This window comes from Bradyrhizobium sp., assembly GCF_004799445.1.
In the GTDB taxonomy this organism is placed as follows: Bacteria; Pseudomonadota; Alphaproteobacteria; order Rhizobiales; family Xanthobacteraceae; genus Bradyrhizobium.
This window is the reverse complement of record NZ_SSNA01000039.1, coordinates 1-13,000: the sequence shown is the minus strand read 5'-3', so window position 1 is coordinate 13,000 and position 13,000 is coordinate 1. Positions and strand designations below refer to the sequence as shown.

The window sequence follows — 13,000 nt, the reverse complement described above, 5'->3', positions numbered from 1 at the left end:
TAGAGCCTTTTCCGTTTCGATTGAATCGAAACGGGGCTCTAGATTCTTGATTTGACGCGTTTTCTTGACGCGAACCGGTCTCCACTTCGCTTGAAAACGCTTTAGCCGATTTTCCGAAATCGCAAGTAAGCCGCCTGGCGGCCTTCGCGTTCGGCTTTGCGGCCATATCGCGTTATCGTGTAGTCGGGCCACGGCTCTCGCCAGTCGGACGCACGCTCCGCGGTCCAGACGAAATCGGGCGATCGAGAAAAATGCGCCAGCGTCCATGCGCAATAGTCGCTGATATCGCTGACGAAGCGAAATTCGCCCGCCGCCTTTAGAACCCGCGCCATGCTGGCGATGGTGGCGTCCTGCACGAAGCGTCGCTTCCAGTGCCGCCGCTTCGGCCAGGGGTCGGGATGGATCAGATCGATCCGGGCCAGCGAATGCTCCGGCGCCCACCCGAGCAATTCAGCGGCGTCGCCGGCGAACAACCGGATATTGCCGATGGCATGAGCCTCGATCTGCGCCAGGATCTTCGCCATGCCGTTGACGTAAGGCTCGCAGCCGATGAAGCCGGTGTTCGGAAAGGCGCGGGCTTCCGCGATCAGGTGCTCGCCGCCGCCAAATCCGATTTCGAGCCTGACATCCTCGACCGGCGCGTCGAACAGCCCGGCGAGATCGGGCGGCTGCGGGCCGCCGATTTGCAGCGAAAGCTGCGGCAGCAAGTGCTCGATCAGATTGGCCTGGTGCGCGCGCAGCCTGTGGCCCTTGCGCCGGCCAAAGAACGAGCCCTGGGGATGGACGGTGACGGCTTCCCCGGACGACGCATCGCGATTTCCGGGATCCCGGATTGCGGCACTCATCGCAGCGACGGGTATTGCGGATGCAGCAGCCGCGTCCGCGGCTTGATGGTGGCCGGCAAATCACGGTAGCCGCCGAGGATGATGTTCGAATCGAAAGCGGTGGAGGTCATGGCTGTCAATGTATGCCGCTGCCTTCAGAGGAGTTCAATCTTCATCATTCCAGGGCGCGCAAGCAAAGCCAGTGAACCCCGGATGTGCAATGGCACACCGGAAACCTCGACATTGCCGGGCTGCGATCGTGAACGCTCCGAAATTGACGGCTTGTCCTCAGCGCTTGTCGGGACCTTCGTGCACGGCAATCTGTTCGACCAATTCCACAATGCTGCGCCGAAGCTTGGCGTCGGTGATGCGCGTGAATGCGCGGGTCAGCGCCAAACCCTCTGACGTCGCCAGGAAATCGGAAACGTAAGTCGGCGAGGTCCCTTCGGCGAACCCTGCGGCGCCCGCGGTGCCACTGGGCCCTCCCTCAAACAGGAACGATACCGGCACCTGAAGGATTTCGGAGATCTGCTGTATGCGGCTTGCGCCGACGCGGTTGGTCCCCTTCTCGTATTTCTGAACCTGCTGGAACGTGAGCCCAAGCGCATCGCCGAGCTTTTCCTGGCTCATGCCCAGCATGATACGGCGCATGCGCACACGACTGCCGACATATTTGTCAACAGGGTTGGGCGCTTTGGTCGACATCGTCAGCACTCCTTGGAATTACGCCCGTTGGTGGAAGGAAGGCGAAACGGGACATGTCTCAGGCGCCAATATCGTCAAATCCTGCGCGGAGATTCGGTTTTAAATGAGTGCAGAAAATTTGCGCAACGTACCGACGGGCTGATCGTGGATGGTTTCCGCTGCGCAGAATGCGAATGGCATAGCCGGTCTGTCAACTGGTGGAATCCCGTATGCCGGCCTTTCCGCCAACATTCGAAACCAAGAGTGAATCACCATCAGGAAATTCACTTTGCGGCGCGGCGCCTGGTCGCGAAAATCAGGGCGGAGGCAATCATAATGGCGACGGGAATGTCGCCAGCGCGCGCGTAGATGGTCGGGAGCATGGCAGAAGGCAGGCCGGAATCCAGCACGCCTTCGAGACCAAGACCCAGCCGTGCGACGAATCGTCCCAACGGATCGATCACCGCAGATATGCCGGTGTTTGCGGCACGAACCACCGGCAGCCCTTGTTCGATCGCGCGCAGGCGCGCTTGTTGCAGGTGTTGATAGGGACCGGTCGAAATTCCAAACCAGCCGTCATTGGTAAGGTTGACGATCCAGCCCGGACGGTCATTGCGTTCGGCAACGTCACCGGGAAAGATCGCCTCGTAACAGATCAGCGGTAGCGCGCGCGGCGCGTTCGGGATCTCCATGGTGCGCCGCCGCCTGCCCGGAATGAATCCGCCCTGAACCTTTGTAAGCTGGACCAGGCCGATTTTTTCCATCCAGTCCTGGAACGGCAGAAATTCGCCGAACGGCACCAGATGCAGCTTGTCGTAAACCGACAGCACGCTGCCATCGTGATCGATGACGTAGATCGAGTTGTAGGCGCGTGTGATTTTCGTGCCCGGCGGAACATCCGGCGCGCGCACCGATCCGGTGATCAGAACGGTTCCCTTGGGCAGCAGGTCGGCGATCTGCGCCATCGCATCGGCCTCGCGCGTCAGGAAAAACGGGAACGCCGATTCCGGCCAGATCAAGACATTGACGTCGCGCACGCCGGTGGATTGCGGCCCGGATGCGCGATCAGACAGCGTCAGATATTTCTGCATCACCTCCGCCTTGGCGGAGTAGTTGAATCTGACATCCTGCTGCAGGTTGGGCTGCATGATCCGCAGCTTGACGTTTGCAACCATCGCCGTCGGCTGCAGACTTAAGCGAATTGCGCCAAAAACCCCCATCGCGGCGAGCAACACCACGGCCATGACAGGCGCGAGCCACGGCTTGCGCCCGCGCGAACTGCCATCGATCAGCGCGGCCGGGCTTGCGAAGATCGCCACGGCAAGGAATGTCAGACCCCACAGCCCGATCAGCGACGCCGTCTGGGCCAGCGCCAGCGGCTCGGTCAGCGCGTAGCCGAACGCATTCCACGGAAAGCCCGTGAGCGCGTGGCCGCGCAGCCATTCGCTCAAGGTGAGACTTGCGGCCAGTGCGATCACCCGCGAGGCATCCCTGGTCCAGATCAGCCGCGCGAGCGCAAAGCCCAGGGCGGTGAACAGCGCCAGGTAGGCGGGCAGGCCCAATATGGCGAACGGCAGTAACCACGCAAAGGTGGGTGCATCGACCAGGAAGGCGTAGCCGATCCAGTACAGTCCCGGCACGAAATAACCGAGCCCGAACCACCAGCCGGCCATCGCCGCCGCCGGCACGCCGCGCAGGCGTCCGGCGCCTGCGCCGTCGATCAGCCAGACCGCGACTGGAAATGTAACGAACAGCACGGGCCACGCGTTGAACGGCGGCATCGCGAGCGCCGACAGCGCGCCGGCGACAAGCGCGATGGCGGCGCGCTTCCATCCCCACGCCAGGATGATCGCCGGACCGGCCGCACGGAGGTTCCCTGCGGCTGTCACGATGAGCCGGCTCCGTCGCCCTGGGGGTTGGTATTGTCGTTGGCTTGCACGGATCCCGTCTCGGCCGTGGCTTCGCGGCGACGGCTCTCGCGCTGGGTGCGCAGGGCCGAACGCTCCTTGCGCGTGGCGATGCGCAGGCGTTTCACTCGCCTCGGATCCGCGTCGAGCACTTCGATTTCGAAATTGCCGGGTCCGGAAATGACCTCGCCGCGCACCGGCAGCCGGCCGACATGGGTCACAAGATAGCCGCCAAGCGTCTCGACCTCCTCGCCGGCCTCTCCGGTAACAAACTCCTCGCCGATGACAGAACGGACGTCGTCGAGGCTGGCGCGAGCATCGGCAATGAAGGAATTATCCGCCTGCCGCACGATCGACGGCGGCTCGTCGCTGTCGTGCTCGTCGTCGATCTCGCCGACGATCTGTTCGACGATATCCTCGATCGAGACCAGCCCGTCGGTGCCGCCATATTCGTCGACCACCAGCGCCAGATGGATGCGCGAGGCCTGCATCTGCGCCAACAGATCGATCGCCCGCATCGAGGGCGGCACGAACAGCAGCTTGCGGATGATGTTGGCCTTCGAAAGCGGCAGCGCCAGATCGACCGCGCGCAGATCGAGGCCGGCGGGGAACGGCTTCTTGCGTTTGACCTTGGCCTTGCCGGTCTCGGATATCCGCGCTCGCGCGGTCATGAACGCCAGCAAGTCGCGGATGTGGACGATGCCTTCGGGATCGTCGAGGGTTTCGTCGTAGACCACCAGCCGCGAATGCGCGGCGCTTTCGAACAGGCTCATCAACTCGCCGAGCGGAATGTCGCGCTTGACCGCGACGATGTCGGCGCGATGGATCATGACGTCGGCGATGCGGCGTTCGTGCAGGGAGAGGATGTTGCGCAGCATGGTGCGCTCGATGGCGGAAAAGCCCACCTCGTCCGGCGTGCTTGCGTCGAGCACGACCTGCAGGTCATCGCGGACCGATCCCGGCTTCCACCCGAACAGCGCGCGGATCGCCCGCGTCAGCCAGTTGTCGGCGGCGGGACGCATGACCTCGCCTTCCTGCACCACGGCAGGCAGGTTGCGCGTGTTGCGCGGATTGTCGTGTGTCGGTTCGGAGTCCGGCATCTCAGTCCATCCGCTCCCGGTCCGCATACGGATCGGGAATGCCGAGTTGTGAGAGAATCTCCCGCTCGAGCGCTTCCATGATCTCGGCGTCGTGGTCTTTTTCGTGATCGTAACCGATCAAATGCAGGAAGCCGTGAACCGCCAGGTGGCTAAGATGATGGTCGAACGGCTTTTGTTCGTCGTCGGCTTCCCTTCGCGTCGTTTCATAGGCGATGGCGATATCGCCGAGCATGCGCGGCGCATCGTCGGGACTGTGCGGGCCGCTCGGCTGCAGCGCCGGAAACGACAGCACGTTGGTCGGCTTGTCGATGCCGCGCCAGTTGCTGTTCAGCGTGCGGATGCCGGCGTCGTCGGTCAGCATGACCGCGAGCTCGGTCCCTGCGACGTCGGCCGCGACGAACTCGGCCGCGGCCGCGACGGCGCGATGGATCACGGTCTCGGCGTCGGGCTCGGCCTGCCAGCAATCGGCGACGACAAGAACCTCGGTGATGGGAAGGATAAACGGCGCCATCGGTCCGGAATGTTGTTTGCGACGGGAATTCGCCCCCGGCGCGCTCTCGGCGGCAGCTTTGGGCATCAAGGCTTGCTGGTTGCCGGTCGCTGCGGCAATCCTTCATAGGCCGCGACGATCCGCGCCACCAGCTCGTGGCGGATCACGTCTTCGGCGGTGAATTTCACCTGGGAAATGCCCTCGACGCCGTCGAGCAGCCTGGCGGCTTCCGCCAGACCCGAGGTCTGGCCGTTCGGCAGGTCGACCTGGGACGGATCGCCGGTGATGATCATGCGGCTGTTTTCGCCAAGCCGCGTCAGGAACATCTTCATCTGCATCGATGTGGTGTTCTGCGCCTCGTCCAGAATGATGGCGGCGTTGGTGAGGGTGCGGCCGCGCATGAAGGCCAGCGGCGCGATCTCGATCTCGCCGGTTTGCAGCGCGCGTTCGACGATGCGCGAATCCATCAGGTCGTACAGCGCATCGTAGATCGGACGCAGGTAGGGATCGACCTTCTCGCGCAAATCGCCGGGCAGAAAGCCGAGCCGCTCGCCGGCCTCGACCGCGGGCCGCGACAGGATAATGCGATCGACTTCCTTGCGTTCAAACAGCTGCGCGGCCTGCGCTACCGCGAGCCAGGTCTTGCCGGTGCCCGCCGGACCGATGCCGAACACCAGTTCGTGGCGCTTGAGCGCGCGAATATAGGAGTCCTGTGCGGCGGTGCGCGCCCGTACCGGACGCTTGCGCAGGTTGATGGTCTCGAACGACGATTTGGCGGTCTTGGCGTCGAATTCGAACAGCGAACCTTGCGCAATCACGGCGCGGATCGCGCCTTCGACATCGCCCTGCGCCAGCTCGTGGCCCTGGACGGCCTGCGCATACAGCGTCTCCAGCACGCGCCGCGCGGCATCGCAGCCGTCGCGCGATCCGGCGACGGTGATGTGATTGCCGCGCGAATCCACCACGACGCCGAGCCGTCGCTCGATCAGCGCCAGGTTTTGTCCGTAAGGCCCAACCAGCGCCGAGGCCGCGCGATTGTCATCGAAATCGATGACAAATTGCGTTTCGGGCGGGATCTGGATGTCGCGGTCGAGTTTGCGGCTGGGAGCGAGCGAAGGCGAATCCGATGCGCTTTTTGGCAAGGGTTCAGGCTCCCGTTCTCGTCTGAGAAGATTCGGTCATTTGCGAAGGCTTTTGAGAAAAGGCGGACGGCAGCGGGCGGCCATGCGGAAGGGCCGCGAGTTCACCGAGCAGGCTGTAGCGCTCGAGGCTTTCGATTTTCACCGGCAGCACCTCGCCGATGATGTCCGCCGGCGCCATCACATGCGCCGGTTGCAGATAGGCGGTGCGGCCGACGATCTGGCCGGGATTGCGGGCGGCTCGTTCGAACAGCACATCGACAGTGTTGCCAATCATGGCCTTGTTGAAGGCCGATTGCTGGCTGTCGATCAATTCCTGAAGCCGCACCAATCGCTCGTCCATTTCAGCCGCTGACACCGTCTCCCGCATGTCCGCCGCCGGCGTGCCGGGCCGCGGCGAATATTTGAACGAATAAGCGCCAGCGTATCCGATTTGTGTGACCAACGCGAGGGTGGCGCGAAAATCTTCCTCGGTCTCGTCAGGGAAGCCCACGATAAAATCCGATGAAAATGCAATATCTTGGCGGGCGGCGCGAAACCGGTCGATGACCCGCCGGTAATCGTCTGCGGTATGCCTGCGGTTCATGACGGCGAGAATGCGGTCGGAGCCGGACTGCACCGGCAGATGCACGAAAGGCATCAGCGCGGCGAGATCGCGATGGGCCTCGATCAGCGTCTCGTCGACATCGCGGGGGTGGCTGGTGGAGTAGCGCAAGCGAACGATGCCGGGAATGTCCGCGAGACGACGCAGCAGGGTGCCGAGCGACCAGGTCCGCCCGTCCGGCCCCTCGCCGTGATAGGCGTTGACGTTCTGGCCGATCAGGGTGATTTCGCGCACGCCATGGTCGGCGAGCCGCTCGCTGTCCTCGACGATCTTTGCCACCGGTCGCGACACCTCGGCGCCGCGCGTATAGGGCACCACGCAAAACGTGCAGAATTTGTCGCAGCCTTCCTGCACCGTCACGAACGACGAGATTCCGCGCGCCCGGATGGCCTCCGGCCGCGGCGGCGGCAGAAATTCGAACTTGTCCCGAACGGGAAACTCGGTCTCCAGCGCGCGGCCGTGACTTTTCGCGCGCGCCAGCAATTCCGGCAGATGGTGGTAGCTTTGCGGCCCGACCACCACGTCGACCACCGGCGCTCGCCGGATGATCTCGTTGCCCTCGGCCTGGGCCACGCAGCCGGCCACCGCGATGCTTATTTGGCGGCCGTTGCGCGCGGCTTCGTCCTTGACGGCGCGCAGCCGCCCGAGTTCGGAGTAAACCTTCTCGGAGGCCTTTTCGCGGATGTGGCAGGTATTGAGGATCACCAGATCCGCGTCATCCACGCTTGCGGTCTCGACAAAGCCCTCGGCCGCCAGCGTGTCCACCATGCGCTGCGCATCGTAGACGTTCATCTGACAGCCATATGACTTGATATGCAGTTTGCGCGGCAGCTTCATGGAACCGGAATGCTGGGCCGAAATGGCGCCAATGCGGCGCGGAACCCAATTATAGGCTAAATACGCGAAAATCCACCATTTCGAACGGTCAATCCGGGGCGTGAATTGCGGCGAATCGCCCGATCAACCCGGGCAATTGCCGCATATCGTCGAATGTCACCGCCGCTCCGGCCGCGCGAAGCGCTTCGCCGTCACCCGGCCGGCAGTGGCTGCCGCCATGGAAGCCGAGCACGGTCATCCCGGCGGCCAGCGCGCCGGTGACGCCGGGGATGCTGTCCTCGATCACCAGGCAACGCCCGGGAAGTGCCGCCATTTGCTTGGCCGCGAACAGGAACAGATCGGGCGCAGGCTTGCCATGGCTCACTTGGGTGCCTGAAAAAATATTCGGCGCGAAACGGTCGTAAAGCCCGGTCCGCGACAGGGTGGTGAAGATCTTCTCATGCGCGGCGCTGGAAGCCACGCAGATCCGCGCGTCGATGGCGTCGAGCGCCGCATGAAGATACGGAATCGCCTCGACCGTGTCCGCGAGGCTGCCAGCAATGTCGTTCGCCGTTCAGAATCGTAGCTGTCCGCCAGCGGCCGTCCGAGTTCCCGCTCGACCTCAAGGGCCGCGTCGCGCGCGGTGCGTCCGAGAAACCGCTGGTGCACTTGTTCGGCGGTGATCGGATAACCGTGACGGGTGAGCACGTCGGCGTGGACGCGGCACGAAATGACTTCGCTGTCGACCAGGACCCCGTCGCAGTCGAAGATGATGAGATCAAAATCCGGGTCTTGGTTTCGACGCGTTTTCGTCACGCGAATCGGCACCTGCTTCGCTGCATAGCACTCTTGTTCAGGATTTTTCGTCGTCCAGCGGCACGCAATATAATTCCAGCCGGTGATCGACCAGTTTGTAGCCGAGCTTGCGGGCGATTTCGGCCTGCAGCTTCTCGATCTCCTCGGAAGTGAACTCGATCACCTTGCCGTCGCGCAGATTGATCAGGTGGTCGTGGTGGCTGTCGCGCATCTGCTCATAGCGGGCGCGGCCTTCGCGAAAATCGTGCCGCTCGATGATGCCGGCGTCCTCGAACAGCTTGACGGTGCGATATACCGTCGAAATCGAGATCTTGTCGTCGACGGCGACGCAGCGGCGGTACAGTTCCTCGACGTCGGGATGATCCGCCGCCTCCGCCAGCACGCGTGCAATGACACGGCGCTGCTCGGTCATGCGCATGCCGGTGGCGGCGCAGCGCGCCTCGATACCGGTAGCCTTCAGCGCGGGGGTGGATTTCAGCTCGGTCATGATTCTCGCCCCTGGTAAGCGCATGATCCGCCTAAGCATACCCTCGGGTTTGGCCCGTAAGCGGTTTAACCGAGACATCATGCGCCACTTAATCGTTCGGAGCTTTGATCCGACGCAAAATCAGACCAAATCTTGCCGATCGCGCTCCTGGGCTGTTCTGCCACCGCGTGGGCGCTACGACAAGTCGCGGCGCATCAGGAGCGCGTTCAACGGTTCCCCGCCATCTTGCCGGTAATAGCGCTCGCGGCGCCCAACGACGGTAAATCCGGCCCGTTCGTAGAGCCGCCGTGCCGACCGATTGTTTTCTTCCACTTCCAGAAATACCGTCCGCACGCCGCGGCCGGCCAGATGGCCAAGATGCGTCAGCAGGAGGGTGTGGGACAGGCCACGGCCGCGATGGCTTTCGGCGACCGCGATCGACAGTATTTCGGCCTCGTCCGCCGCCATGCGGGACACCGCAAAGCCGACGACCTTCCGCCCCATCCTCAGGCGATGCACCAGCGTGTTGCGCTCGGTCAGCATGCTGTCGAATTCGCTCTCGCCCCATCCGCGATGAAACGACGCGCCATGTATCTGCGCCAGCGCCGGCGCATCGCGCAAGCCCGCAGGTTCGACCGCTGCGGTGCCGACGCTCCATAGTTCGCAGAGCCATGCCATCATGGCGATGTGGGCTGCGGAGCCTTGTGCAGCAGGTCTTTTGGGGGCCTGGCGTCGGGCGCACGCAGGTAAAAGGGGCGCGCCGGCGCGGTGTTCGGGCTGACGGCGGCTCCCAGCCATCCGACCCAGGCAATGTCGGGGGCGGGTTGCGCATCGACCTTGAAGGGTGGCGGCGCATGCGCCGGCCAGCGGTCGGCGAGGATCCCGGCGGCGTTGCCAACCAAATGCGGCGCTCCGAACCGCGCGGCGCCGAGCGCCTCCTCGATCGGCGCCACCCGGGGCCGGATCAGCGCGCTGCCGTTGCCGCCGACAACCTGGAGATACACTTGGTCGTGCCGGGCATCGATCGCGGAAATCACCGGTTGCTCGGCGTTTTGGCTGACGACAGGCGCGGCATAGGCCGCCAGCGTCGTCACCCCGACCACCGGCTTGTTGGCGGCCAGCGCGATGCCGCGCGCCGCGGAGAGGCCGACCCGCAGCCCGGTAAAGCTTCCGGGGCCGGTGGTCACCGCGATGCGGTCGAGGTTTGCGAACGTAACGCCGGATTGCGCGATCACCCGCCCGATCAGCGGCATCAGCGCCTCGGCATGGCCGCGCTTCATGGCCTGCGATTCCTGCGCGATCAGCTTGCCGGCCTCGGTGTCCAGCACCGCGGCGGCGCAGGCGTCGAGTGCGGTGTCGATGGCGAGGATCAGCATGGAGGGGGTTATATCAGCTTATTTCAAACTGTCGTCCCGGCCCGCACAGTTTTGCAGGGGGGACAAAGGCGCACGCTTCGCGCCGTGCCCGCCAAGCCGCGTTGTGGCAGGCACGCTTTCGCTTTGTCCGCCTTGGGCCGATGGCCTAGATCGGCCGGACTTCGACCACGTCGGGCACGAAATGTTTCAACAGGTTCTGGATGCCGTGCTGCAGCGTCGCGGTCGATGACGGGCAGCCCGCGCAGGAGCCCTTCATGTTGAGATAGACGATGCCATCCTTGAAGCCGCGAAACGTGATGTCGCCGCCATCGTTGGCGACCGCCGGCCGCACCCTGGTTTCAATCAGGTCCTTGATGGTCGCGACCGTTTCGGCGTCGGCCTCGTTGAAGAACTCGTCTTCCTCGTCGGCGGCTTCGTCGCTTCCGGCACTGCCGTCGGCCAACAGCGGCGCACCGGACATATAGTGTTCCATGATGGCGCCGAGGATCGCCGGCTTGAGATGCTGCCAGTCGCTGTCATCCTTGGTCACGGTGACGAAGTCGGAACCGTAAAATACGCTGGTGACGCCGGGCACGTCGAACAGCCGCTCGGCGAGCGGCGAACGCGCCGCGGCCTCGCGGTTGGCGAATTCCAGGGTGCCGCCGTCGAGCACAATGCGGCCGGGAATGAATTTCAAGGTGGCGGGGTTGGGTGTGGCTTCGGTCTGAATGAACATGATTTTCTCCGGCGTCGCCGGTTCAAGGCCGGCGCGTGAGCTCTTTCTAGCAGATGGCGACGGCAAACGCACGGTCAAGGGGCGTGATAGCTCCCATGCGGGCCGCTTTCCACCCGCGCGGGAAGCAGGGTTTTCAGGACCAGGATTCTTAAGACAGGGCGTCGATTTCCGCGTCGCTCAGATCGCCGGGCACGATGATGACCGGAATCGGAAAGGTGCCGACCGCGTTGGCCATCAACGTGATGAGCGGGCCGGGGCCTTCGGGACCGGGATTAGCGGCCAGCACCAGCATCGCGATATCGGCGTCCTTGTCGATGACGTCGAGCATCTGTTCGGTCGGGTCGCCCTCGCGGATCGCCCGCTCCGGGGTGATCGCGGCAATGCCGTTGGCGCGGCCGGAGGCGCGATCGAGCGCGGCATTCGCCGCCTCCTGGGCCTCGGCGCGCATGATGTCGGCGACCCCCAGCCATTGCTGGTTCTGGTCCTCGGTTTCGATGATGCGCAGCATCACCACGCCGCCGCCGACCCGCATCGCCCAGCGGCTGGCATAGTAGACCGCGCGGTCCCATTCCGCGGTGTCGTCAACGATAACCAGACATTTTGGCTTATGACCCGTCTCGTAGCTTCGTCGCTGGGTGGTCATGCATGTCCCGAGGCTGCGCCAAGCAAGCCGCATGCTGCCACGGCGCGGCCGTCCCCGACAAGCGGGGCGCTGGCGCGTGTTCCGCAAATCGCAAATGGAGGGTGCCGGTTTTACGATCGGAACAGCTGCGACCACTCAAGCGTTTTCAAGCGAAGTGGAGACCGGTTCGCGTCAAGAAAACGCGCCAAATCAAGAATCTAGAGCCCCGTTTCGATTCAATCGAAACGTAAATGGCTCCAGAGTGCGCTGCGTCATTTGTCGCAAACGAATGGAACTAGGGTTTGCGGACGAAGCCGACGATGTCCTTTGCCGCCTTCATGGTCTGGTCGGCGATGGCCCGCGCCCGGTCGGCGCCGTCAACCAGGATGGCATCGACATGGCCGGGGTCGGCGACCAGCCGCTTCATCTCGGAGGCGATCGGCGAAAGCCTGGTGACGCAGAGCTCGACCAGCGCGTTCTTGAAGCTGGAGAACTGCCCGCCACCGAATTCGCCGAGCACATCGGCCTTGGTGCGGCCCGCCAGCGCGGCGTAGATCCCGACGAGGTTGTCGGCCTCCGGGCGCGTCTCGAGGCCCTTTTCCTCCGACGGCAACGGCTCCGGATCGGTCTTCGCCTTGCGGATCTTCTGCGCGATGGTGTCGGCATCGTCGGTCAGATTGATCCGCGAATTATCCGACGAATCCGACTTCGACATTTTTTTGGTGCCGTCGCGCAAGCTCATCACCCGCGTCGCGGGGCCCGTGATCAGCGGCTCGGGCTGCGGGAAAAACAGTCCGTCGTTGAAGCCGTGGCCACGGATCGAGTCGGCGAAATCATTGTTGAATTTCTGCGCGATATCGCGAGCCAGTTCGAGGTGCTGCTTCTGATCCTCGCCGACCGGCACATGGGTGGCGCGGTAGAGCAGAATATCCGCCGCCATCAGCACCGGATAATCGTAGAGGCCGACGGACGCGTTCTCGCGGTCCTTGCCGGCCTTTTCCTTGAACTGGGTCATGCGGCTGAGCCAGCCGACGCGCGCGACGCAGTTGAATATCCAGGCCAGTTCGGCGTGACCCGATACCTGGCTCTGGTTGAACACGATGTGCTTCTTCGGATCGATCCCGGCGGCGATGAAGGCCGCGGTGACCTCGCGGGTGTTGCGCGCGAGCTCGGCCGGCCCGCCCCAGACGTCGACGCCTTGCGTGATCGCGTGCATATCAACCACGCAATAGATGCAGTCATGGGTCTCCTGCAGCTTCACGAAGTTGACGATGGCGCCAAGGTAATTGCCGAGATGCAGATTGCCCGTCGGCTGGACGCCTGAAAAAACCCGTTCAACGATCGCCATGGTCAGCTTTTCCTGTTTCGCGCCGTCCATTGCCACGCGGGCCTCAGTCGCGCAAGCCGGAGTCCGCAGGTAACCGGATCGCGTTGACCGCTT

At 63.7% G+C, this 13,000-nt stretch carries 13 protein-coding genes and 1 pseudogene; all 14 read right to left on the bottom strand.

The annotated features are described in order from the left end of the window. Positions 1-101 precede the first annotated feature (101 nt). Entirely contained in the window at positions 102-845 is a 744-nt protein-coding gene (gene trmB, locus E8A46_RS04340) for a tRNA (guanosine(46)-N7)-methyltransferase TrmB (protein ID WP_291557920.1), read from the bottom strand. A gap of 267 nt (positions 846-1,112) precedes the next feature. Further along, entirely contained in the window at positions 1,113-1,529 is a 417-nt protein-coding gene (locus E8A46_RS04335) for a helix-turn-helix transcriptional regulator (protein WP_291557918.1), read from the bottom strand. A 263-nt stretch (positions 1,530-1,792) separates the two neighbouring features. Then, a complete protein-coding gene (gene lnt, locus E8A46_RS04330) occupies positions 1,793-3,397 on the bottom strand; it encodes an apolipoprotein N-acyltransferase (protein WP_291557916.1) in 1,605 nt (534 codons plus the stop codon). Then, entirely contained in the window at positions 3,394-4,515 is a 1,122-nt protein-coding gene (locus E8A46_RS04325) for a hemolysin family protein (RefSeq protein WP_291557914.1), read from the bottom strand. Before E8A46_RS04325 ends, lnt begins: the two co-directional genes overlap by 4 nt. A 1-nt stretch (position 4,516) precedes the next feature. After that, positions 4,517-5,026: an rRNA maturation RNase YbeY gene (gene ybeY, locus E8A46_RS04320; RefSeq protein ID WP_291557924.1), complete on the bottom strand. Its 510-nt coding sequence runs from the start codon at positions 5,024-5,026 to the stop codon at positions 4,517-4,519. 65 nt (positions 5,027-5,091) lie between these two features. Continuing rightward, entirely contained in the window at positions 5,092-6,147 is a 1,056-nt protein-coding gene (locus tag E8A46_RS04315; RefSeq protein WP_291557911.1) for a PhoH family protein, read from the bottom strand. Positions 6,148-6,151: 4 nt separating this feature from the next. Then, complete coding sequence (gene miaB / locus E8A46_RS04310; protein ID WP_291557909.1) at positions 6,152-7,585, bottom strand: tRNA (N6-isopentenyl adenosine(37)-C2)-methylthiotransferase MiaB; 1,434 nt, start codon at positions 7,583-7,585, stop codon at positions 6,152-6,154. An 88-nt stretch (positions 7,586-7,673) separates the two neighbouring features. Then, a pseudogene (locus E8A46_RS04305) lies at positions 7,674-8,380 on the bottom strand (HAD family hydrolase). A 37-nt stretch (positions 8,381-8,417) separates the two neighbouring features. Then, positions 8,418-8,867 carry a Fur family transcriptional regulator gene (locus E8A46_RS04300; protein ID WP_291557907.1) on the bottom strand — a complete coding sequence of 150 codons (450 nt, stop codon included), beginning with the start codon at positions 8,865-8,867 and terminating at the stop codon, positions 8,418-8,420. Positions 8,868-9,041: 174 nt separating this feature from the next. After that, on the bottom strand, positions 9,042-9,527 hold the full coding sequence (gene rimI / locus E8A46_RS04295; RefSeq protein WP_291557905.1) for a ribosomal protein S18-alanine N-acetyltransferase: 486 nt from the start codon (positions 9,525-9,527) through the stop codon (positions 9,042-9,044). Next, positions 9,524-10,222, bottom strand: a complete 699-nt coding sequence (tsaB, locus tag E8A46_RS04290; protein WP_291557903.1) for a tRNA (adenosine(37)-N6)-threonylcarbamoyltransferase complex dimerization subunit type 1 TsaB — start codon at positions 10,220-10,222, stop codon at positions 9,524-9,526. Before tsaB ends, rimI begins: the two co-directional genes overlap by 4 nt. 145 nt (positions 10,223-10,367) lie before the next feature. Continuing rightward, a complete protein-coding gene (locus E8A46_RS04285; RefSeq protein ID WP_291557901.1) occupies positions 10,368-10,937 on the bottom strand; it encodes a NifU family protein in 570 nt (189 codons plus the stop codon). Positions 10,938-11,085: 148 nt separating this feature from the next. Continuing rightward, positions 11,086-11,580 (bottom strand): universal stress protein, encoded by a 495-nt coding sequence (locus tag E8A46_RS04280; protein WP_291557899.1) that lies wholly within the window; start codon positions 11,578-11,580, stop codon positions 11,086-11,088. Between the two features lie 274 nt (positions 11,581-11,854). After that, positions 11,855-12,907, bottom strand: coding sequence for a tryptophan--tRNA ligase (trpS, locus tag E8A46_RS04275; RefSeq protein WP_291557922.1), 1,053 nt, complete (start codon positions 12,905-12,907; stop codon positions 11,855-11,857). Positions 12,908-13,000 lie beyond the last annotated feature (93 nt).

Excerpts from the sequence above, each read along its gene's own strand:
- E8A46_RS04300 (WP_291557907.1), bottom strand. The coding sequence starts at position 8,867 with ATGACCGAGCTGAAATCCACCCCCGCGCTGAAGGCTACCGGTATCGAG.
- E8A46_RS04335 (WP_291557918.1), bottom strand. The coding sequence starts at position 1,529 with ATGTCGACCAAAGCGCCCAACCCTGTTGACAAATATGTCGGCAGTCGT.
- miaB (WP_291557909.1), bottom strand. The coding sequence starts at position 7,585 with ATGAAGCTGCCGCGCAAACTGCATATCAAGTCATATGGCTGTCAGATG.
- E8A46_RS04285 (WP_291557901.1), bottom strand. The coding sequence starts at position 10,937 with ATGTTCATTCAGACCGAAGCCACACCCAACCCCGCCACCTTGAAATTC.
- rimI (WP_291557905.1), bottom strand. The coding sequence starts at position 9,527 with ATGATGGCATGGCTCTGCGAACTATGGAGCGTCGGCACCGCAGCGGTC.
- trmB (WP_291557920.1), bottom strand. The coding sequence starts at position 845 with ATGAGTGCCGCAATCCGGGATCCCGGAAATCGCGATGCGTCGTCCGGG.
- ybeY (WP_291557924.1), bottom strand. The coding sequence starts at position 5,026 with ATGGCGCCGTTTATCCTTCCCATCACCGAGGTTCTTGTCGTCGCCGAT.
- tsaB (WP_291557903.1), bottom strand. The coding sequence starts at position 10,222 with ATGCTGATCCTCGCCATCGACACCGCACTCGACGCCTGCGCCGCCGCG.
- trpS (WP_291557922.1), bottom strand. The coding sequence starts at position 12,907 with ATGGCGATCGTTGAACGGGTTTTTTCAGGCGTCCAGCCGACGGGCAAT.
- E8A46_RS04280 (WP_291557899.1), bottom strand. The coding sequence starts at position 11,580 with ATGACCACCCAGCGACGAAGCTACGAGACGGGTCATAAGCCAAAATGT.
- E8A46_RS04325 (WP_291557914.1), bottom strand. The coding sequence starts at position 4,515 with ATGCCGGACTCCGAACCGACACACGACAATCCGCGCAACACGCGCAAC.